The organism is Streptosporangium sp. NPDC049046 (genome assembly GCF_040649155.1).
Lineage (GTDB): Bacteria > Actinomycetota > Actinomycetes > Streptosporangiales > Streptosporangiaceae > Streptosporangium.
Genome location: NZ_JBEZEZ010000063.1, coordinates 1 through 19,700 on the forward strand (window position 1 = coordinate 1; position 19,700 = coordinate 19,700).

General features: G+C 67.3%; 22 protein-coding genes. 2 read left to right on the forward strand and 20 right to left on the reverse strand.

All coding sequences use genetic code 11. The annotated features are described in order from the left end of the window. Positions 1 to 120: 120 nt before the first annotated feature. From AB0B96_RS40115 to AB0B96_RS40130, 4 genes are all read right to left on the reverse strand, one after another. Complete coding sequence (locus AB0B96_RS40115) at positions 121 to 1,242, reverse strand: glycosyltransferase (RefSeq protein ID WP_362907475.1); 1,122 nt, start codon at positions 1,240 to 1,242, stop codon at positions 121 to 123. 204 nt (positions 1,243 to 1,446) lie between these two features. Further along, complete coding sequence (locus tag AB0B96_RS40120; protein ID WP_362907477.1) at positions 1,447 to 1,659, reverse strand: DUF397 domain-containing protein; 213 nt, start codon at positions 1,657 to 1,659, stop codon at positions 1,447 to 1,449. 23 nt (positions 1,660 to 1,682) lie between these two features. Next, the gene (locus AB0B96_RS40125; RefSeq protein ID WP_362907479.1) at positions 1,683 to 1,895 is read right to left on the reverse strand and encodes a DUF397 domain-containing protein; all 213 of its coding nucleotides are present in this window, start codon (positions 1,893 to 1,895) and stop codon (positions 1,683 to 1,685) included. Further along, positions 1,883 to 2,773, reverse strand: a complete 891-nt coding sequence (locus AB0B96_RS40130) for a helix-turn-helix transcriptional regulator (RefSeq protein ID WP_362907481.1) — start codon at positions 2,771 to 2,773, stop codon at positions 1,883 to 1,885. The genes AB0B96_RS40125 and AB0B96_RS40130 overlap by 13 nt, the downstream gene beginning before the upstream one ends. Positions 2,774 to 3,027: 254 nt before the next feature. On the opposite strand from AB0B96_RS40130, the gene AB0B96_RS40135 reads away from it, so the two are divergent. Then, positions 3,028 to 3,558 (forward strand): ATP-binding protein, encoded by a 531-nt coding sequence (locus tag AB0B96_RS40135; protein WP_362907483.1) that lies wholly within the window; start codon positions 3,028 to 3,030, stop codon positions 3,556 to 3,558. Positions 3,559 to 3,850: 292 nt separating this feature from the next. On the opposite strand, the gene AB0B96_RS40140 is transcribed toward AB0B96_RS40135, so the two are convergent. Further along, a complete protein-coding gene (locus tag AB0B96_RS40140) occupies positions 3,851 to 4,225 on the reverse strand; it encodes a nuclear transport factor 2 family protein (protein ID WP_362907485.1) in 375 nt (124 codons plus the stop codon). Positions 4,226 to 4,497: 272 nt separating this feature from the next. Here AB0B96_RS40140 and AB0B96_RS40145 point away from each other — a divergent pair, with 272 nt between their 5' ends. Continuing rightward, complete coding sequence (locus AB0B96_RS40145; RefSeq protein WP_362907487.1) at positions 4,498 to 4,770, forward strand: hypothetical protein; 273 nt, start codon at positions 4,498 to 4,500, stop codon at positions 4,768 to 4,770. 168 nt (positions 4,771 to 4,938) lie between these two features. Here AB0B96_RS40145 and AB0B96_RS40150 read toward each other — a convergent pair whose 3' ends face one another. The 15 genes from AB0B96_RS40150 to AB0B96_RS40220 form a co-directional block, all read right to left on the reverse strand. Then, positions 4,939 to 5,757 carry a nitrilase-related carbon-nitrogen hydrolase gene (locus tag AB0B96_RS40150; RefSeq protein WP_362907489.1) on the reverse strand — a complete coding sequence of 273 codons (819 nt, stop codon included), beginning with the start codon at positions 5,755 to 5,757 and terminating at the stop codon, positions 4,939 to 4,941. Next, positions 5,754 to 6,458 (reverse strand): NADPH-dependent F420 reductase, encoded by a 705-nt coding sequence (npdG, locus tag AB0B96_RS40155; protein WP_362907491.1) that lies wholly within the window; start codon positions 6,456 to 6,458, stop codon positions 5,754 to 5,756. Before npdG ends, AB0B96_RS40150 begins: the two co-directional genes overlap by 4 nt. Positions 6,459 to 6,461: 3 nt before the next feature. After that, on the reverse strand, positions 6,462 to 7,469 hold the full coding sequence (locus AB0B96_RS40160) for an LLM class flavin-dependent oxidoreductase (RefSeq protein WP_350945739.1): 1,008 nt from the start codon (positions 7,467 to 7,469) through the stop codon (positions 6,462 to 6,464). Between the two features lie 26 nt (positions 7,470 to 7,495). Beyond that, entirely contained in the window at positions 7,496 to 8,911 is a 1,416-nt protein-coding gene (gene hydA / locus AB0B96_RS40165; RefSeq protein WP_362907494.1) for a dihydropyrimidinase, read from the reverse strand. A 49-nt stretch (positions 8,912 to 8,960) separates the two neighbouring features. After that, complete coding sequence (locus tag AB0B96_RS40170) at positions 8,961 to 10,316, reverse strand: aminotransferase class III-fold pyridoxal phosphate-dependent enzyme (RefSeq protein ID WP_362907496.1); 1,356 nt, start codon at positions 10,314 to 10,316, stop codon at positions 8,961 to 8,963. Positions 10,317 to 10,344: 28 nt separating this feature from the next. Further along, entirely contained in the window at positions 10,345 to 10,908 is a 564-nt protein-coding gene (locus AB0B96_RS40175; protein WP_362907498.1) for an amino acid synthesis family protein, read from the reverse strand. A gap of 120 nt (positions 10,909 to 11,028) precedes the next feature. Next, entirely contained in the window at positions 11,029 to 11,892 is an 864-nt protein-coding gene (locus AB0B96_RS40180) for a nitrilase family protein (RefSeq protein ID WP_362907500.1), read from the reverse strand. After that, entirely contained in the window at positions 11,889 to 12,059 is a 171-nt protein-coding gene (locus AB0B96_RS40185; RefSeq protein ID WP_362907502.1) for a hypothetical protein, read from the reverse strand. The genes AB0B96_RS40180 and AB0B96_RS40185 overlap by 4 nt, the downstream gene beginning before the upstream one ends. A gap of 34 nt (positions 12,060 to 12,093) precedes the next feature. Beyond that, a complete protein-coding gene (locus AB0B96_RS40190) occupies positions 12,094 to 12,897 on the reverse strand; it encodes an IclR family transcriptional regulator (RefSeq protein ID WP_362907504.1) in 804 nt (267 codons plus the stop codon). Between the two features lie 116 nt (positions 12,898 to 13,013). Beyond that, positions 13,014 to 14,183 (reverse strand): ABC transporter substrate-binding protein, encoded by a 1,170-nt coding sequence (locus tag AB0B96_RS40195; protein ID WP_362907506.1) that lies wholly within the window; start codon positions 14,181 to 14,183, stop codon positions 13,014 to 13,016. A gap of 45 nt (positions 14,184 to 14,228) precedes the next feature. Beyond that, positions 14,229 to 15,026 carry an ABC transporter permease gene (locus AB0B96_RS40200; protein ID WP_362907508.1) on the reverse strand — a complete coding sequence of 266 codons (798 nt, stop codon included), beginning with the start codon at positions 15,024 to 15,026 and terminating at the stop codon, positions 14,229 to 14,231. A gap of 38 nt (positions 15,027 to 15,064) precedes the next feature. Next, positions 15,065 to 15,859, reverse strand: a complete 795-nt coding sequence (locus AB0B96_RS40205) for an ABC transporter ATP-binding protein (protein ID WP_362907510.1) — start codon at positions 15,857 to 15,859, stop codon at positions 15,065 to 15,067. A 35-nt stretch (positions 15,860 to 15,894) separates the two neighbouring features. Beyond that, entirely contained in the window at positions 15,895 to 16,842 is a 948-nt protein-coding gene (locus tag AB0B96_RS40210) for an ABC transporter permease subunit (RefSeq protein ID WP_362907512.1), read from the reverse strand. 338 nt (positions 16,843 to 17,180) lie between these two features. Continuing rightward, on the reverse strand, positions 17,181 to 18,095 hold the full coding sequence (locus tag AB0B96_RS40215) for a LysR family transcriptional regulator (protein WP_362907514.1): 915 nt from the start codon (positions 18,093 to 18,095) through the stop codon (positions 17,181 to 17,183). Positions 18,096 to 18,351: 256 nt separating this feature from the next. Then, positions 18,352 to 19,347 carry a YncE family protein gene (locus tag AB0B96_RS40220; RefSeq protein ID WP_362907516.1) on the reverse strand — a complete coding sequence of 332 codons (996 nt, stop codon included), beginning with the start codon at positions 19,345 to 19,347 and terminating at the stop codon, positions 18,352 to 18,354. Positions 19,348 to 19,700 lie beyond the last annotated feature (353 nt).

Below are 19,700 nucleotides of genomic sequence, written 5' to 3' on the forward strand. Positions count from 1 at the left end.
GAACTCCTCAGCGAGACGTCGGAACCGTTCGCCATAGATCATGGCGGCGCCGACCGACATTTCGATCCTGGTCTCGCCCGGATCGGGAGCGTCCAAGGTTCGGGATGAAAGACGTTCAGCTCATCCGTCGGCCACCGGGTAGCGGCTGAGGATCTCGGCTCGCTGTGTCGCCGACGGCCGGTGGAAGTAGAGCAGTTCGCCGGAGGTGTCCACGCACTGGACCGGGCCGGCCAGTTCGGCGCCGGGGGTCTCGTCGATGACGAGAAGATCGCTCGTCGCGCCGTGGGCCGTCAACTCCGCCGTCGCGGCGTCGACCGTGTCCTCCTCGACCACCACGAGCCGGTAGGTGGTGGACACCGGTAGCCGGCCGTCGAGGGCCCGCGCGGCGACCTCGAAGCAGCGCATCGCCTCGACCCAGCCGATCCGCCGGTCAGTGGGGTTCATCGCTGGGCCGACGATCGACTGGATCGCCACTTCCGGCGCCTGATGCTTGGCCATCATGTAGGCGAGATTGCGGACCCAGTCGCCGTACATCGCGGCGTCTATCTCCCGGCGCCGCTGGTGGTAGGCCACGGCCGAGACGTTGAAGGCGAAGGCCAGTCCCGCCTGCCGCAGCCGATATCCCAGGTCGGTGTCCTCAAGTCCCCAGCCGAGAAACGCCTCGTCGAAACCACCGAGCCGGCGTAGGTGCTCGACGCGTACCGAGGCGTTGCAGGTGAACAGGAGATGCCAGCAGATGGCGAGCCGGTTCATGTTGCCCGAGAATTCGGCCAACACCCGCTCGCGCGGATCACCCCAGGCGACGGCGGGCATGGCGTCGAAGGTGAATTCGCGGCTGAGGCGCTCCTCGTCGAAGTCTCCGTCTCCGAGGTCCGGGCGGGGGCCGATCACCACGAGATCATTCCTGAGCCGGTGGTAACGGACGTGTTCGGCGAGATAGGTCGGCCCGACCACCGTGTCGGCGTCGACCATGACGATGAGTTCCCCGTCGGCCTTGGCGATGCCCGCGTTACGGGCGGCCGCCCGGCTCGACCTGTCGGTGCGCGGAAGGTAGAGGTAGGTCAGGTTGTCACGGCCTGCCAGCTCGGCGACCATCTCGCCGGTACCGTCGGTGGAGCCGTCGTCGGCGACGACGATCTCGAAGGAGTCTCCCGGATCGAGCACGCTGTGCGCGAGGGTGTACAGCAACAGGCGTAACTTGTTCCGCACGTTGAAGGCGGGAATGACGACGCTGACCTTCACGAAACCTCCTGTGAACAGGCGACGAAACGACCGTGGCACGGTAGGGCAGCACCCAGAGCTCCTGGTCGTGACGGTGATGGACCCGTCTACCAGGAGCCCTCTTGCTTCATCAGGCGAACGCCTGGCTTTCCGATCATGCAGTGAACGGGGAGCGGTCCTCAGCGGGACGAAAAGAGGTCGTCGCTGTGGCGTTTCCTTGGGTGGTCAGTCGAAGTGGCCGTTCTTCACGCCGGTGATGAAGGTGTTCCATGCGGTGGGGGTGAGGATGAGGGCGGGGGCGGTGGGGTTTTTGCTGTCGCGGATGCCTCGGTGGCTGTGGGAGAGGTCGGCGATCTCGACGCAGTTGCTTCCGTCTCCACCTGAGAGGGTGGATTTACGCCAGTGGACGCTGTGGAGCTCCTGGGCGGGGATGTCCATTGCTGTGGCGTTTCCTTGGGTGGTCAGTCGAAGTGGCCGTTCTTCACGCTGGTGATGAAGGTGTTCCATGCGGTGGGGGTGAGGATGAGGGCGGGGGCGGTGGGGTTTTTGCTGTCGCGGATGCCTCGGTGGCCGTGGGAGAGGTCGGCGATTTCCACGCAGTTGCTCGCGTCGTGGCCGGAGAGGGTGGATTTGCGCCAGTGAGCGGTGTGAAGCTGTTGGGTCAGGTCGTCCATCGCTGGATCGCCTCCTTGATCTTGTCGCGTGAATCGCTCCGGGATAGGGCGTCCGCACGGATCAGGTCATATAGGAATTCTAGCCTTTTTATCTCTTCGGCCCGCTCGCTCGTCCGGTCCCCGGTGCTCTGGGAATCGATGTATGCCACGGGCGGTGCGTTTTTCGGCATGTCGGCGATGGTGAAGCCGCCCAGCAGGCCGAGCACGTTGCGCGCGCTGTGGGGGAGCACCTGCAGAGAGAGCCATCGGCTCTCCGACATCTCCAGAAGATGGTGGAACTGTCCCCTCATCACCTCGGGATCGGCGACGGGACGGTGCAGGATGCCCTCGTCCAGGATGACCCAGAGCATCGGGGGATCGGGTCGGTGCAGAATGCTCTTTCTGCCCATCCGGTCCGCGACGTTCTGCTTCACCTGCTCGGGAGTGACGCCGGGGCTGCGGCTGAGGATGGCTTCCGCGTACTGCTCCGTCTGGAGGAGGCCGGGCACCATCAGGGGTTCCCAGATGCGCTGGGAGGTCGAGAGGGGCTCGAACTCCAGCCAGGGGCGGAACCAGTGGGGGACCTGGGTGGCCGTGCGGTCCAGGTGGTCCAGGAGGTCGGCGAGCGTCGTGCCCAGGTTGAGGGCCTCGTCGAGCTGACGGGCCAGCTTCCAGGTGGGGGCACGGTGGCCGTTCTCCAGCATGCTCAGCTGGCTCACGGCGAGGGGGACCGCGAGGCAGAGCTGCCTCTGGGTAAATCTCGACAAAAGCCGGTATTTCCGTAGCTCTCTGCCGAATTGAACGCGCGTGGATTCATGGTAATCCGTATCGAACTCCGACTCCGACTCTGTCTCGGGTGTGGGCTCCAGCTCTGGATCGGGCTCCGGGATGACGCTCATTTCACTCTCCTCTCGCTGCCTCTTGGGGATTCTCCTGCATTTCCATTGAAGAGGGAATGGGGACGGGATTTTCTTGGGTTCACAGTTTTGTGAACCTACTTCTCGAACTGTGAACCCCTGATAAGCGCGGATCTGCTTCCTTCGCGCCTCGGTGTTTGGGACCGTTTTCCCGTCGGGCCGATGCTGTCGCGGGATGTCAGCCGACGGCTCACGTGAGAACGGGTCGGTTCAATTCGGTCGGAAGGCGCAATCCCATGGAACCGGAGACGTTTAGCGAAATACTTCTGCTCGGTAATGTCGAAGCCGCTTCGAGGGCACGGGAGGAGGTTCGTAAATGGCTGGGGGAGGGGCATCCGGCCTACGAGAACGCGCGGCTGGCCGTGTCCGAGCTGGTGACCAACGCCGTCCGGCACGCTCGGCGCGGGGTGAGCGGGCAGGCCGGGGCCGGTGATGACGACCCGCTGATCCTGCGGCTGCTGGCGTACGGTGGCTTGCTGCGCGTCGAGGTCGTGGACGCGGGCCTCAGCGTCGAGGAACCCCGCCTTCGGGTGGACCCGGTGTCGCTGCTGATGGAGAACGGCCGAGGGCTGGCCATCGTCGGCATGCTCTCGGGCGGGAACTGGGGCTGCCGCTCCCACGGACGACAGCCCGGCCGGACCGTCTGGTGCGAGCTTCCCTCGGATCCGCTCCCCGATGAGAACCTCTCCGAGCTGTCAGATCCGTCGGTCCCGGCAGCCTCGTCCGCTCCGGATGATCTCCTTCCCGGACCGCCCGCCTCCGCCTGAACGGAGGCCCGGCAGCGGTCGGGACCCTGAACCGCCCCCGGCGGGTAGTGGCACGCGGGCCCGTCCCCAGGAACCCGCGACCTGTGCCGCCCCGGCTCCACCTCCCCCGTTGGAGCCTCCGCCGGGGGCCTCGCGACGATCAGCGGATATCACCGCGTGGGGACGAGGGACGCCGCGACGCTTCGGTACAGCCGAATGTGTCTTCGGTCATACCGAATATCGACCTCACGAAGACGGCGGGCACCCGGCGCGGGTGTGTCAGAGCGCGTCCGGCACTCGGGTGAGCCGGAGGTCATTCCGGGGAGTCGGCGAAGATCACTATTTCGTCGATGTCGCCCTCGGCGGTGACGTGCACCACGTCCATCCCGGTCAGCAGGCTTCGGCCCGAGGCGTCCTCGTAACGCCACCCGAAACGCGCCCACTCGTCCGGTGCGTCCACCCGGGTCGTACGGACCATCCGGCAGGGGCCGGACGGGTGTCCCTGCACCACCTCGGTGATGAAGTCCTCGACCGCCTTGCGTCCGACGCCCCGGCCCAACGGCCCCCAGAAGACGACGTCGGCGGCGAGGGCGCGGCTCAGCAGCGTGGCCCGCTGGGCGTGGTCAGCGGTGTTGGCCGCCGCGATGAAGGCGTCGATGGCGTGATCATGAAGAGCGTCGTCCGTCACTTCGCGATGATAGCCAGCCGACCCGCGCCGCGAAGACGCGGACGCACCTCGATGCCCCGCGGGAACGAGCGGGGCGACCCATCGGAAGCGTCGAACAGCCGAACCCTCCCGATGTGCCCATCCGGGGCGCATGGGGTGTGCGAGCTATGTGGGTCGGGAGGGGGAATCGGGATGACATGGTGAGGTAAATCGCTTTCAAGGAAAGCAAGCCATGATGCGTCCATGAAACCCCCTTCTCGCGAAAAGTCGCATAGAGAAATTTAAGGATGGGGGTGGGTGATATGGACTTGGTGCTTCAGGCGATGATCGCCGGGCTGATCGCCACGGTCGCCCTGATGGCGGGGGCGATGGGCTATCACTGGCACCGTCGCCGACACCGGTTGCCCCTCCTGTCGAAAACGTGGGTTGACGACAACGAGGAGCTCCCCTCACCTCGGAAACCCGACGGCGAGGACAACGGCCACGTCACCACCTCGTACATACCGAAGACGCTCTCGGTCCCCGAAATCAGAACAGTCCGAGGTGGTCGAGAAGTTTGCCGGTAGCGTCGATCAGCGCGCGTGCGGCCGTTATCGCGCGCTCTGTCTCCGCAGAAGGAGCAACCCGCCGGGGGTTTGTCCCGATGCCGGAACGCGGCTCGGACGGAAACGTCGGGGATCTCATGCGGGCACGTGGCGTGCGGGTTTTTCCGGGCGGGGTTTTTCCGGGTGGTGTCACATCGCCGTCAACCGGTCGTACAACTCCGGGCGCCGGTCCCTGAGGAACGGGCGGCGACGGCGCGAACTCGCGATCAGCTCCAGGTCGACCTCGGCGACCGCGACGTCGTCGCCGTCGTCACTCGCCTGGGCGAGAATGTCGCCGTCGGGGCCGTAGACGGCGCTCATCCCGAAGTAGTCCTTGACGCCTTCGCTGCCCACCCGGTTGGCGCAGATCACGAAGAGCCCGTTGAACACGGCGTGTGCCCTCAGTTCGAGCTGGAAGACCTCACGCATGGGCGCGCTCGCGGACGCGACCGGCACGCACAGCACCGAACCGCCTCGAAGGGCGACGATCCTGCTCAGCTCGGGGAAGTGCCTCTCGTAACAGATGATCGTGCCGACCCCGGTCTCACCCGTCTGCACGACCTCGGGCTCGGTGCCCCCCGGCCGGAAATAGAACTTCTCCGGGAATCCGTTGGAGAACGGCAGGTGGGACTTTCGATAGACCGACTTCAGCTCGCCCGCGACGTACGTGCAGGCGGCGTTGAAATACACGCCGGGAACATCACCGGCTTCGAATATCGAAGAGACCACCGTGATCCCGTGCCGACGGGATCGGTCGGCCGCCATCGTGTTCGACGGGCCGTCGAGACGCTCGGCCAGCTCGAAGTAATCCGGGTCCGGGTCAGGCTGCACGAACGGGACGGCGAACAGCTCGGGAAGAAGGACGATGCCGGCGCCCTGATCGGCGGCGGCGTCCAGGAGATCGCCGGCCCTGCCGATGGTCTCCGTCCGGTCGTCCGTGGCGCGGAGCTGAACCGCGGCGAGCTTCATACGATCACCTTCTCGGGAGTGGGCTGCGGCATTCCGGTCACCGCTATGCCGGACCGCGTGCGATAACGCTTGTTCACGGAGATGAGCACGGCGGTGAGCGGCTCCAGTTGGCGCGCCGTTCGCAGACGGCCGGCGTCGACTCCCCGGCCGCCGGTCACCTCGACGGCCAGTGCCATCACGCGCGTTTTGGCCTCCGCGTCGTCACCGCACACCAGCACGTCCTCGTGGGACAGGTCCGCGCCGGGATCGAGGAGGAGCGGCGCCGAGAGATGGTGGAACGCGCCGACGACCGTGGTGCCGGGTACGATCCGCGCCGCCTCCTCCGCGGCGCTGCCGTCCGGTACGTCCAGTCCGTACGGGCCGTGCCGGTCGAAGCCGAGGGGATTGACACAGCTGATCAGCAGCTTGCCGTCGAGGTCGGCGGCCAGACCGCCGACCAGGTCCGCGTGCCCCTTGTACGGTACGGCGAGGATGACGACCTCCGCGTCGGCGGCCGCCGACGCGTTGGTGTCTCCGCGGACGGTCGTTTCCACGGCGGGAAGCTCCGACAGGTCGGCGGCCGCCTGCGCGGCCCGGTCTCCGTCACGTGATCCCAGGATGACCTGGTGTCCGGCACGGGCCAGCCGGTATCCGAGGCCGCGGCCCTGAGGTCCCGTCCCGCCCACGATGGCGATGGTCGTCCGGGGAGAGTGGTGATCCATCGTTCAGTCCTTCGCGGCCATGGCAAGGCTGGTGAGCGTCCGCTCCTTGTCGCCGAGCGTGGAGATGATCGGGCATCTGACGCCGGCCTCGTGGTACGACATGAGCTTGTCGAATGCCTGCGACGTGGACCCGCACGCGGTGACGCTCTGCACCAGCGAGTTCGAGACGAGAGGCATCGCGCGCTTGATGTCCTCGGGGGTCGCGGGCCATCCCGCCACCTCCTGCAGCCGGTCGACCAGTTCGCGCTCCACGCCACAGTGCTCGGCGATGTGCGGCTGCTGCATGAGGTAGAGGGTGAGGAACGCCTTGCACGCGTCGATGGCCTCCTGCGGGTCGTCGTCGTTGACGCTGCATGCCACGATCTGGGTCAGGTCGATCCCCGCGCGACCGTCGGTGCGCTTGGCGACGCCCCGGCCGATCGCCTCTTTGGCGCCGGTCAGATAGGACGGCGGCAGGAGGAAGTCCATGTGGACGCCGTCGCTGATCTCTCCGGCGAGCTCCAGCATCTTCGGCCCGACCGCGCCGATGTAGATGGGGATGTCGACCGGCTTGTTCTCGCGGTACATGCTGTCGAATCGCACGTCGCGCATCTGCACGAACTCGCCTTCGAAGGAGACGAGTTCGTTGCGGAAGAACGCCTGGCAGACGGCGATGTACTCGCGCATCGAGGCGAGCGGCTTCACGAGCGGCTGGCCGACCTTCGTGGCGAGCGGCTCCCACCAGGCGCCGATGCCGAGGATCGCGCGACCCGGAGCCACCTCGTCCAGGGTCTTGAAGGTCACCGCCATCAGCGCCGCGTTGCGGCTCTTGTTGTTGACGACGCCCGTGCCGATCTTCAGGTTGGAGGTCCTGCTCGCGATGATGGCCGCGGGCACGATTCCGTCCCTGGCCAGGCGGCCTTCGGCCACCCAGACCGACTCGAATCCGTTCCGATCCGCGAATTCGGCCTGCCAGTAGGTCTGTTCGAGGCTCAGCCTCTCGCCGACGTGGATGCCGAGGGGAAGTTTCATATCCGGAGAACTCCGATCAGTCGGGGTCAGAAGAGGTGGGGCTTGCCCCGGGTCAGGAAGGATCCGCGACCGGGTTTCCCGTCGAAGGCTCCGTCGTTGACGAGGTGATGGCCGCGGGAGAACACGTGGACCGGTCGTCCGGTCACCCGCATGCCGTCGTAGAGGTTGTAGTCCGTGCGCATGTGCGAACCGGCCGTGGTGATGACGTGGTCCGCCGCGGTGTCCCACACGAGGAGGTCGGCGTCGGCGCCCACGGCCACCAGACCCTTGTGCGGGAAGAGCCCGAACAGCTTGGCCGGACGCGTCGCCATGAGGTCGACGAACCTGCACATGTCGATCCGGCCCGTCTTGACTCCCGTCTCCCAGACGACCATGAGCCGGTCCTCGACTCCCGGAACCCCGTTGGGAACCTTCGGGAAATAGCCGGGGCTGCGCAGTTTCTGCGGAGGGAGGTCGTTGGGCTGCTCCAGGCAGAAACCCGCGTGGTCGGTGGCCACCGTCGACAGCGCCCCCGTGGTGAGCGCCTGCCACAGGCCCTCCTGGTTGCCGCGCTCCCGGATCGGCGGCGAGCAGATGTACGCGGCGGCCTTCTCACCGAGTTCGGCGTAGTCCTCGTACGCGACCGCGAGATACTGCGGGCACGTCTCTCCCCACACCAGTGAGCCCCGGCTCCGCGCCTGGCCGATCTCCGCCGCGGCCGCCGCGCTGGAGACGTGCACCACGTAGACGGGACTGCCGACGGAGTCCGCCAGGACGATCGCCCGATGCACCGCTTCGGCTTCCGACTCGTGGCCGTGCGCCGTGGCGTGGTAGTTCTCGGCGGTGCGTCCACTCTCGATCAGCAATCGGGTCTCTCGGGCCACCATGTGGCCGTTCTCGGCATGCACCATCGGCAGCACGCCGTACTCGACCGCGAGTTCGAGGCCTTCGAGCAGCTGGCCGTCGTCGACCATCTGCGTGCCGGGGTAGGCCATGAAGAACTTCCAGCTCGACGCGCCTTCCCCGGCCAGGCGGCGCAGGTCGTCCAGCACGTTCTCCTGCTGGTCGCGCGGTGGCACGATGGCGTGCAGCCCGAAGTCGACGACGGCCTTGTCGGCGGCCACATCCCGGCGACGCATGTATGAGTCGAAGAGGGATTTGTCGGGCTCCTTCTTCACGAAGTCGATGACCGTCGTCGTCCCGCCGTGCGCGGCCGCGATCGTGCCGCTGTGGAAGTCGTCCGCCGTTCGGGTCGTGAAGCCGTCGATCGGATATTCCAGATGCGTGTGCACGTCGATACCGCCGGGGAGAACGAGCTTCCCGGTCGCGTCGACGACCTCGTCGGCCGACCAGTCGTCGCCGAGCCCGAGTGCGACGACGAGACCGTCACGCACCAGGACATCGGCTCGGATCGCGGCGTCGGCGTTGACGACGGTACCGCCTTTGATGAGTGTCGATCCCATCGTTTCCCCTCCTGAACGGCCGGTCACACCAGCTGGACGGTCGGTCTGATCAGCCGACGTAGTGCTCGTCGGCCAGCGTGAGCACCTCGTCCAGCACGTCGAGAGCCAGGTCGATCTCCGGCTCGCGGATGATGAGCGGCGGGGTCAGGCGCAGCACGTTGAAGTTCGCCGTGAGGTACATGCCACGCTCCATCGCCGCCTTGAGCACGCGGCTCACGGGTGCGGCCGCGGGCCCCTTGGCGTTGAACGGCACGAGCGGTTCGCGCGTGGCCCGGTCCTTGACGAGTTCCACTCCGTAGAAGAGGCCACGGCCACGAATGTCACCGATGCTCGGGTGCCTGCCGGCCAGGGTCGCGAGCCCTTCGCCGAGCCGCCGGCCCATGAGCCGGGAGTTCTCGACGACACCCTCGTCCTGCATGATGCGCAGAGAGGCGACCCCGGAGGCGCAGGCGAGCGGGTGTCCCGCGTAGGTGAGACCGCCCCAGAACATGTTGTCCCGCAACCAGTCGGAGATCTTCTCCGACACGGTCATCGCGCCCAGCGGGACGTAACCGGAGTTGAGCCCCTTCGCGGTGGTGAGGATGTCCGGGGTGACATCCCAGTGGTCGCAGGCGAACCATTCGCCCGTCCGGCCGAACCCCGCCATGACCTCGTCGAAGATGAGCAGGATGCCGTACTTGTCGCAGACCTCCCTCAGGGAGCGGAGGTATCCGTCAGGCGGGTACAGAAGCCCGTTCGTGCCGGTCACCGGCTCGACGATCACGGCGGCCACGGTGTCGGGGTTCTCGTACTGGAGGATCTCCTCCAGGTGCGGTCCCCCCGAGCAGACGGGGCACGGGTCGGGGTGGCCCGCGGGGCAGCGGTAGGTGTACGGATCGAGCATCCGCACCACGCCGGTCATGCCCGGCTCCGCCGCCCAGCGACGTGGGTCCCCGGTCAGCGCCATCGCCCCCGCGGTCGCCCCGTGATAGGAGCGGTACCGGGCCACGATCTTCTGGCGGCCGGTCACGTGACGGGCGAGGCGCACGGCGTTCTCGTTGGCCGCCGCACCACCGGTGGTGAAGAAGCTCATCTTCAGGTCACCGGGCGTCAGCCCGGCCAGCATCTCGGCCAGCTCCGCCCGGGACCGCTCGGCGAAACCGGGGCCGATGTAGCACAGCTGTTCGGCCTGGCTGCGAATGGCCTCGACCAGCTTCGGGTGCTGGTGTCCGAGGTTGAGGTTGACCAGTTGCGACTGGAAGTCGAGGTACTTGCGGCCTTCGTAGTCCCAGAACCAGGAGCCCGAGCCTCCGGCGACCGGGATGGGGTCGAGCGCGCCCTGGACCGACCAGGAGTGGATGACGTACTCCTTGTCGGCCTCCTTCACCCGCTGGCCGGTCCATGTCTGCGCGTCGGTGACGGTCATCGGATCGCCTTCCTTCGTCCCGCGGGTGTCACTGGGTCTTCGTCTCGGCGCCGAACGCGGCCAGGCGGGCCAGCGGGCGACCGGCGTTGGCGGCCGCGCAGATCACGAGGATCTCGCGGGGACGGGGGACGTCGGCGACCTGGAAGGTCACCGTCTGGTGGTGCGAGCGGGTCTTCGCGTCGAGCTTGTGCTTGAGCGGGATGTCGATCGGGCTGCCGGGGAGGCCGACCTTCTCGGCGGCGGGCAGGAGTTCGGTGCCGCCGGCCGCCTTGCGGAAGACGTTGCCGAACCGGAGGTTGTGGATCAGCGCCGAGCCGTGCTCGACCTCGCCGTCGATGCCGACGAGCGCGGCCTTGCCGAACGCCTCCACCTCGTCACCGAGCAGTTCCACGCAGGCCGGGCCGACGAGCTGCCCGATCTCCTCGCCCAGCTCGTCGGCGAGCGTCACCAGGTCCTGGACGTACTCGCTCGGGTACGGGTTGACGATCACCGCGCCGACGAACGCGACCCGGTGCGGGCGCTCGACCGGCCGCCCGTTCTCGAGCACGGTCTCCTCGAGATGCTTGATGATCTTGCGGACCTGGATGCTCACTTCGTCTCCTTCTATGGTTCATCTGATGAACCGTTGGTTCAATTTTTGAGGACGGCCGGGATTGTGTCAAGGGATTCGAGGATGGAAACCGGGCGCCCGTTCGTGGCCGCGGCGCCGGGATCAGTCCCGTCGGCCGTCCTGGGCATCCCGGGCGTCGTGGGTGACGTAGAGATCGGGGCGGCGGTCCGCCAGCGGCTGGTTGAACGGGTTGCCGCGCCGGGCCTCTCGCGACCCGATGAGGTCGATCTCGGCGAGCAACAGCTCTTCGCCGTCGTCGCTCGCGGGACCCGCGACGATCCAGCCGTCGGGGCCGACGATCACCGATCTCCCGACGAACTCCTGACCGCGCTCGACACCCACCCGGCTCACGCCCGCGACGTAGGACTGGTTGCTGTGCGCACCGGTCATGCACATGAGGGTGGCCATGGCCGGCACATCGGCCGGCTGGCCCGGCACGGGGACCCAGTTCGACGGAAGAACGATCAGGTCGGCGCCCTGGAGAGCCGCGCTGCGGAAGGTCTCCGGGAACCACGCGTCGTAGCAGATCCCCACCCCGATCCGCCCCAGAGGCGTGTCGAAGACCGGAAACCCCGCCTCGTTGCGGTGGTAGATGGCCTTCTCGTCGTTCCAGAGGTGGGCCTTGCGGAACGTTCCGACGTGCCCGTCAGGGCCTATCAGCACGGCCGAGTTGTACGCCCGGTCGCCCTCGCGTTCGGTGACACCGGCGACGATCCAGAGACCGTGTCTCCTGGCGAGTGCGGCCCAGGCCGAGCAGGCCGGTCCTTCGGGGACGTCCTCGGCGTACCGAAGGGCCTCGGCGCGGTCCGCGAAGACGTACCCCGCGGAGGACGCCTCGGGAAGGACGACGAGCCGCGCACCGGCCTCGGCCGCCTTCGTGATCCACTTCGACGATCGCTCGATGTTGCCGGCGACGTCACCGATGCGCGGGCGTAACTGCACGCCCGCCAGGATGAACCCGGTCACCACGGCGCCCTGACGGACATGTACTCGACCTCGGGATACTCGGCCATCCCGGCCCGGCGGCCCTCACGCCCCGGACCGGACTGATTGACCCCGCCGACGAACCCGCCTTTCTGCACACTGCCGGCGATGCCTTCGGCCGCGGCGATCGTGTCGGTAAGAGATGTCATGGGCGAACTCCTCGTCGCGCCTCCTTGGCGCCGATCAGTTGGTGGCCTGGCCCCCGGTCAGGGAACTCGGCAGGACGATGTCCGTGACGCTCAGCAGTTCACTCAGCCTTCGAGCGGCCTCGATCACCGATTCCGCCACCGAATCGATGCGGTCACGCGTGATGCGATAGGTGGGGCCGCCGATCCACACCGCGTAGGGCGTCGAGTCCCTGACCCGTACCGGCGCGGCCACGGACGCCGCGCCGACTTCGAGCTCGTCGTAGGCGAGGGCGAAGCCGTTGCGGCGGACCGAGTCCAGCGACTCGATGAACGCGTCCAGACCGCCCAGCTCCTCGGGGGCCTTCTCCGAGAACTCGGCCGCGAAATCCGTCCGCACCGCCTCCGGATCGAGGGCGGCGAGCAGAACCTTGCCGGTCGAGGTCGCCCACACGGGCTGGGTCCGCGGGACGGGTTTGAGCGTCTGCCCGATCAGCGAGGGCCCGGCGACCTGTGCGACGACCATGACGTTGGGTGGCAGGAGCACGTCGAACCCGGAGGTCTCCTTGGTCTCCTCGGCGAGTTGCCGCAGGACGCCGCGCATGTGGCCGTAAGCGCCGTCGCGGTCCAGCAGTCCTCCGACGATCGAGAGGAGGCCGAGTGAGACCCGATAACGGCGGGTGTCCGGATCGAGTGTCAGCCAGCTCTCCCGTTCGAGGACGGTGAGCACGCGGTAGCACGTCGCCTTGGGGATGCCGGCCTCCCTGGCGACCTCGCTGAGCCCGACACCCTCCGGGTGGGCGGCCACGGCACGAAGCAGCCAGATAGTCCGGCGGACGAGTCCCGCTTCGCTGGGTGCCATTGTCTCCTCCGTTGAGGTGATGTGATCGACGGTTGCGGCCATCATCGTGGCAGGCTCGCCGGGTGTTGTCCGTGCCTTACACCGACTTATGCCGCATAACGCACGAACATCATCTGCTACTTGCCCCCGGCGGTGAGTTCCACGGTCTCCGGCTTGTAGCCCTCGCCGGTGATGTCGAATCCCTCCGCCTTGAGTTCCTGGTTCGCCTTCTCGGTGAGGTCCCTGCGGAAGGCGCCCTCACCGGGGTCGGCCTTGAGCACCTTGGCGTCGATCGCGATCTTGATCGTCTGGTCCCACGCCTTCTGGTCGACGGTCCCGACGCCGTCGGGTGAAGGCCACACGAGCTTGTTGACCTCGTTCAGCATCCACGTCTGGTGACCCTGGCCGAGCGCGCTGCCGTTGTTGAGGACGATCTCGACACAGCCGGCCAGGTCGTCCCGGCAGAAGCCCCAGCCCTTGTACGTCGCCTTGAGGAACTTCACGGCGACGTCCTTGTTGGCGTCCTCGGCCAGCCAGTCGCCACGCGCGTAGATACCGTCCTCAAGGCTCGTGTATCCCGCGTCCTGAAGGCTGATGGCCGAGAAGTCCTCCGGCTTGTACAGCGCGCCGGTCTCGGGGTTGACGGTCTCCAGAAGCTGGGCGTACTCGTTGTAGATCTTGGCCTGGGCCGCGTCGACCTCACGCTTCAGCAGCAGTGACATGTCGAACGGCTGCTGTACGACGGTGACGTCCTTGGCCGGGTCGACGCCGGCGCCCTTCATCGCCGCGAACAGCACCAGCTCGTTGCCGAACCCCCAGCTGCCGACCTTCTTGCCCTTGAGGTCCGCGAGCTGCTTGATGCCCGAGTCCGCCCAGGCGACCTGCAGGTACGCGCCGCGCTGGAACACCTGGCCGATGTTGACGAGGTCGGCCCCCTGCTCCCGGGTGGCCATCGTCTTGGTGACGTGGCTGACCGCGAACTCCGCGTTGCCCGCCGACAGCACCTGCTGCGGCACGATGTTGACGCCACCCTCCTGGATGGTCACATCGAGACACTCGGCGTCGTAGTAGCCCTTCTCCTTGGCGGCGTAGTAGCCGGCGAACTGCGACTGCGCCACCCACTGGAGGACGAGCCTGACCGGGGTTCGCGTCTGACACGAGGTGGTGTCCTCCGCGCCGGACCCGGAGGCCGTGGTGTCCTCCGACATGCCACAGGCGGACAGGGAGAGCGTGGCGGCGACCACCACGGCGCCGACGGCGCGGCGATTGACCCGTGGGCGCGGGAGGCGCCGAAGGGAGCGGAACATTGTGGCTCCTTCAAGGAAGTAATCGTGGGGGGAAATGACCGGAGATCACGTCTCGTCGCTGTGAATCGACTCGTGCCAGGGCATCAGAAGCCGCTCCAGCAGCGAGATCAGCCCGAACGTCGTGAGCCCGAGCAGGCTGGCTACGAAGATCCCTGCCCATGCTTCGGCGAAGCGCGGCAGGGCTGCCTGATAGGCGATGTACACCCCGAGCGCATTGCTCGGACCACCGAAGTACTCGGTCACGATGACGCCGATGACGGCCAGGGTGGACCCGAGCTTGAGCGCGTTGAAGAGATAGGGCAACGCGTTGGGGAGTCGCAACATCAGGGAGATCTGTCGCGGTTGTGCCGCCAGCGACTCCATGAGCTCCAGGTGCAGCGGTGAGATCTGGAGCAGGCCCCTGGCCGTGTTGACCAGGACCGGAAAGAACACCATGACCGCTGCGACGCCGGCCTTGGAGGCGAGGTTGGTCACGCCGAACCAGTTGTTGAAGATCGGCGCCAGCGCGACGATGGGAGCGCAGTTGACGATCACGGCCATCGCCAGGACCGGGCCCGCCACCTTGTGGAAGCGGCTGACCACCAGCGCCACGAGGATGCCGGCGACGGACCCGAGAACGAGGCCGAGCAGGACCGCCCTGACGGTGACGTTCGAGGCGGAGAGGATCGTCGGGAACTCCGATGCCAGTGCCGAGGCGATTTCACTCGGCGCGGGCAGGATGAACGACGGGACCTGGAACAGCCGCACCGCGAGCTGCCAGGTGCCCAGGATGACGACCGCGGCGGCCAGGACCGGCAGTCCTCGCCTGGCAGCCGTCCCGGCCCGTCCGGCGGTGATCGGCATCGAACGCCTGCTTTCGGTACGGCTTTCGGTACGGACGCTCACGGCGCGTCCTGGGCGGCCGACGTGCCGTGCAGAGCGGACCTGACCTCGGTGACCTTCTTGAAGTACTCGGGTGTCGTCCGGGTGGCGGCGGAACGCGGGTACGGCAGATCGACGTCGATGCTGGTGGCGATCCGCCCGGGGCGAGAGGACATCACCACGATCCGCGACGACAGGAACACGGCCTCCGAGATGCTGTGCGTCACGAAGACGACGGTCGTCCTCGTGTCGGACCAGATCCGCAGAAGCTCACCCTGAAGGCGCTCCCGGTTCATCTCGTCGAGTGCGCCGAGCGGTTCGTCCATGAAAAGGATCTTCGGGTCCGCGGACAGCGCCCTGGCGATCGCCACGCGCTGCTGCATGCCGCCGGAGAGCTGCCACGGGAAGTGGTGGGCGAACTCGGACAGGCGGACGAGTTCGAGCATGGACGTGGCCTTGGCCCGCCGGGTCTCCTTGGCCACACCGGCGACCTGGAGCGGCAACTCCACGTTGCGCTGGACGTTTCGCCAGTCGAACAGGCCGGCCTGCTGGAAGACCATCCCGTAGTCACGGTCTCGCCGTGCGGCGCCGGGGGCTTTGCCGTTCAAACTCACCGAACCGCCGGTGGGTTGGGTGAGGTCCGCCATGATCCGCAGGAGCGTGCTCTTCCCGCAGCCGCTCGGACCCAGCAGCGACACGAACTCGCCTTCGGCGATGGACAGGTCGATGTCCGTCAGCGCCGTCACGGAACGGTCCGTCCCGCTGTTGAACTCCTTCGTGACACCGCTGACACTGATGATTGCGGATTCAGGCATCGTGGGCTCTCCAGGGATCGGAAGAGAGATGGCGGTCATCGGCTGTGCCGGTTGCGGAGGGCGAATCGCTCGATCCAGCTGAGGAGCTGGACGAACACGATCCCCGCGACGGCCGCGACAAGGACGGCGGCGTACAGCTTCTCGGGGCCGTTCGAGTAGTAGTAGGCGAAGGTGAGGATGGCTCGGCCGATTCCTCGTCCCGTGCCCGCCGACAACTCACCCACGATGGCGCCGACGACACTGGCGGTGGCGGCGAGTCGTAGCCCCGCGAAGAGGTACGGCAGCGCCGCGGGCATGCGGAGCCAGAGCAGGAACTGGAGCCTCCCGGCACCCACGCTGCGCATGAACTCCGTCTGCACCTTCGGCGGTGACTTGAGCCCTCGCAACGCGTTGATCGTCACGGGAAAGAAAGCCAGGTACGCCGCGATGCCGGTGACCGCGACCCACGGAGGCAGCCCTGCCTTGCCGCCCCAGATGACGATCATCGGGGCGATGGCGACCAGCGGAATGGTCTGCGAGGCGACCAGCCACGGCATGAGGCCACGCGAGACCGGCGGGATGTGGAGGAAGACGATGGCGAGCGCCAGTCCGAGGAGCGATCCGGCCACCAGGCCGTAGGCGGCCTCGCGCAGCGTCACGGAGGTTTCCCCGAGCAGGTAGACGCCCAGGCTGGTCGGGTTCCCACGGCGGGCGGGTTCCACCAGCGCGCCCAGGATCGTGCCGAGGTGTGGCATGGACAGATCGTCGGTCGCGACCGGGAACGGTATTCCGAGCAGTCGGTCGCCTGTCGCCTGGCCCAGCGCCTTGTAGCCCTCCCAGAGGGAGGCGAGGAAGGCCAGGACGGCAAGGCCGACCACCCCGCCTGTGAGCCGGGATCTCAGGGCCGTTGTTCTCGCCAGGGCTGTGCTCGTGATCGCGACCTCCCGCTGTGGAGGGGGCTCCGGGGTGGTGGTTGCTGTGGAGGGGGTTTTCATGGCCGTCATGCCGGTCCACTCTCCGAGTCGTGGGGAGAGACATGTCACGGTGCGGTGTTCATCGCCTGCAATGAACCATCGGATCGCTCAGCGATCCGATGGTTCAATGTAGGTGTGGCGTTCATCCGCCGTCAATGGTTCGTATGAAAACTTCAGGTCTCACTGTTTGTGCCTCAGTAGCCTGTCCGAAACCCGTGGCCGGTGGAAGGTAATCGCCTGTGAGCTGCACACACTCCTGATCCGGAGGATCCGTTCAACGGATGACGTGCCGTTTCGGGCACTCGCCGGGAGTCCTGAGCCTCAGGGTCACCGACACCGGTCGCCCGTCCCGGCCGATGGAGCGGTCGTCAGGACGGAGAGGGCCGGTCCAGGGTGGTCGCGGCGTCCTGGAGGGCGTTCAGCAGCGGGATGAGCAGGGGGTGCCGTTCCGCGCCCCGGCGTACGGCGGTGAAGACGCGGCGTTCCGGGCCGGGCACCGGGCGGATCACCACGCCGGACGGGTCGGTGCCGCGCAGGGCGAGCCGTGGCACCATCGCCACCCCGGCCCCGGCGGCGGCGAGCGCGACCACCGCGCTGAAGTCGTCGGAGGAGTGGGCGAACTCGGGGGTGAAACCCGCGTGCTCGCAGGCCAGCGCGATCACGTCGTGGCAGGGATTGCCGGGGTAGGGGCCGATCCACGTCTCGCCCGACAGGTCCGCGACCGTCACCTCGCTCCCGGAGAGGCGGTGGCCCCGGGGGAGCACCAGGTCGAACGGCTCGGAGTAGAGCGGGATGCGCGACAGCCGCCGGTCGTCCTCGGCGGGGGCTCCGCGATACTCCACGGCCACGGCCGCGTCCACCGCGCCGTCCAGGACCATGGTGAGGCTCTGGTCGCCCTCGGCGTCCAGGACGCGCACCCGGATGCCCGGCTCCTTGCCCCGCAGGGTGCCGATCGCGGGAGCCACGACGAGCCCGATCGCGGTGGCGAAGGAGGCCACCTTCACCTCGCCCGCCGTACCGGCCGTGTAGGCGGCGATGTCGGCTTCCGTCCGTTCCAGCTGGGCGAGGATCTCGTTGGCGTGGTCGAGGAGGATGCGCCCGACGGCGGTGAGCCGCACGCCCCGGCCGTCGCGGTCGAACAGCCGGTGGCCGACCTCGTGCTCCAGGGCGGCGAGCTGCTGGGAGACCGCCGAGGGGGTGAGGTGCAGCGCGGCGGCGGCCGCGGTGACCGTGCGGTGGTCGGCCACCGCACGCAGGGTCCTGAGCCGCCGCGTGTCTATCACCTCCGTATTCTCACCGAGGTCGCCCGCGAACCGTGACGCGGGTTCGGCACAGGGCCGGGATACGGAGCTCTGAGCACCGTTGACGCCGTAGCCACCGACCGCGAAGTTCGTTACCCGGTGCTCGCTCCGACGACTCGTGTGCCGGGATCGACGGCGCCGGGTGATCGTGGGTCCGTCAGGGGTTCGCAGGCAGGCGATCGGCGAGCCGGTCCGGTTCCGAGACCGGTGCGAGTTCGAGCGGTGCGGATACTTCTTCTCACTCGCGAGTCATGGTCGGGACACCACCCCGGTGGACGGCGTTTCCGGCTGCGACCCCAAAAGGCCCGTCGCCGACGGGGATGGTGGCGATGACCGTGTTGGTCGTGGTGTTGATCACCGACACGGAATCCGAGCTCAGGTTGCTCACATAGGCGTGGGTGCCGCCGGGGGCGATCGAGATCCCGAAGGGGCTCTGGCCGACGGGGATGGTGGCGGTGAGCTCGCCTGTCATGGTGTTGATCACCGACACGGTGTTCGAGGTCAGGTTGGTCACGTAGGCGCGGAGGCCGTTGGGGGTGATCGCGATCCTGAAGGGGCTCCGGTCGACGGGGATGGTGGTGACCTTGTTGGTCAATGTGTTGATCACCGAAACGATGTTCGAGTCCTGGTTGGTCACGTAGACGTGGGCGCCGTTGGGGGTGATCCCGATCCCGAAGGGGTGGTGGCCGACGGGGATGGTGGCGGTGACCTTGTTGGTCAATGTGTTGATCACCGACACGGTGTCCGAGTCCTGGTTGGTCACGTAGGCACGGAGGCCGTTGGGGGTGATCCCGATCCTGAAGGGGTGGTGGCCGACGGGGATGGTGGCGGTGACCTTGTTGGTCAATGTGTTGATCACCGAAACGATGTCCGACTGCGTGTTGGTCACGTAGACACGGGTGCCGCGAGGGGAGACCGCGATCCCCAGCGGGTAGTCGTCGACGGGGATGGTGGCGGTGACCGTGTTGGTCGAAGTGTTGATCACCGACACGGTGACCGATCCCTGGTTCGTCACATAGGCGCGGGCGCCGTTGGGAGAGATCGCTATCTCGAGAGGGGCGCGGCCGACGGGGATGGTGGCGGCGACCGTGTTGGTCAATGTGTTGATCACCGACACGGTGTCCGACTGCGTGTTGGCCACATAGACGAACCTCGGAGGTTGCGTGGTCGCCGCAGCCGGGACGGTCATGGCTGCCGTTACCGCCAACCCCGCCGCGACGGCCACAGCGGTCATGAACGGACGGATCTGGGATCGCCTGTGCCTTGGGAATCGGCTGGACGGTTTCCGGCGGTGATTCTCAATCGGGTTTCTCATCCAAAGCCGAAGCACCAGAACCTCCATCGACATCACAGGGTCTCGTTCTACGCCCATATGGCATCGCGCCCGGGAAAACGACACGCCGATTTGAACCCCTGCGATCATTCACTTGATCGATTCATCGCTCGACGGCAGCGGGCCGGGCGGTCCAAACCCTGTTAAGGCCACGTGTCAATCGCCTCCGCGATCGTGCTCCGCCCCCGCTCGCCCGAATGAACGGGCGGAGTTTCGCGGGGCGGGGGGGAGCAAGGCACCGGCCCGCGCACAAC

Bases quoted from the DNA above. Each gene is read 5' to 3' on its own strand.
- AB0B96_RS40220 (WP_362907516.1), bottom strand. From the start codon at position 19,347: ATGACCGCTGTGGCCGTCGCGGCGGGGTTGGCGGTAACGGCAGCCATG.
- AB0B96_RS40135 (WP_362907483.1), top strand. From the start codon at position 3,028: ATGGAACCGGAGACGTTTAGCGAAATACTTCTGCTCGGTAATGTCGAA.
- AB0B96_RS40130 (WP_362907481.1), bottom strand. From the start codon at position 2,773: ATGAGCGTCATCCCGGAGCCCGATCCAGAGCTGGAGCCCACACCCGAG.
- npdG (WP_362907491.1), bottom strand. From the start codon at position 6,458: ATGGATCACCACTCTCCCCGGACGACCATCGCCATCGTGGGCGGGACG.
- hydA (WP_362907494.1), bottom strand. From the start codon at position 8,911: ATGGGATCGACACTCATCAAAGGCGGTACCGTCGTCAACGCCGACGCC.
- AB0B96_RS40150 (WP_362907489.1), bottom strand. From the start codon at position 5,757: ATGAAGCTCGCCGCGGTTCAGCTCCGCGCCACGGACGACCGGACGGAG.
- AB0B96_RS40160 (WP_350945739.1), bottom strand. From the start codon at position 7,469: ATGAAACTTCCCCTCGGCATCCACGTCGGCGAGAGGCTGAGCCTCGAA.
- AB0B96_RS40200 (WP_362907508.1), bottom strand. From the start codon at position 15,026: ATGCCGATCACCGCCGGACGGGCCGGGACGGCTGCCAGGCGAGGACTG.
- AB0B96_RS40120 (WP_362907477.1), bottom strand. From the start codon at position 1,659: ATGGACATCCCCGCCCAGGAGCTCCACAGCGTCCACTGGCGTAAATCC.
- AB0B96_RS40185 (WP_362907502.1), bottom strand. From the start codon at position 12,059: ATGACATCTCTTACCGACACGATCGCCGCGGCCGAAGGCATCGCCGGC.
- AB0B96_RS40170 (WP_362907496.1), bottom strand. From the start codon at position 10,316: ATGACCGTCACCGACGCGCAGACATGGACCGGCCAGCGGGTGAAGGAG.
- AB0B96_RS40195 (WP_362907506.1), bottom strand. From the start codon at position 14,183: ATGTTCCGCTCCCTTCGGCGCCTCCCGCGCCCACGGGTCAATCGCCGC.
- AB0B96_RS40125 (WP_362907479.1), bottom strand. From the start codon at position 1,895: ATGGACGACCTGACCCAACAGCTTCACACCGCTCACTGGCGCAAATCC.
- AB0B96_RS40210 (WP_362907512.1), bottom strand. From the start codon at position 16,842: ATGACGGCCATGAAAACCCCCTCCACAGCAACCACCACCCCGGAGCCC.
- AB0B96_RS40190 (WP_362907504.1), bottom strand. From the start codon at position 12,897: ATGGCACCCAGCGAAGCGGGACTCGTCCGCCGGACTATCTGGCTGCTT.
- AB0B96_RS40205 (WP_362907510.1), bottom strand. From the start codon at position 15,859: ATGCCTGAATCCGCAATCATCAGTGTCAGCGGTGTCACGAAGGAGTTC.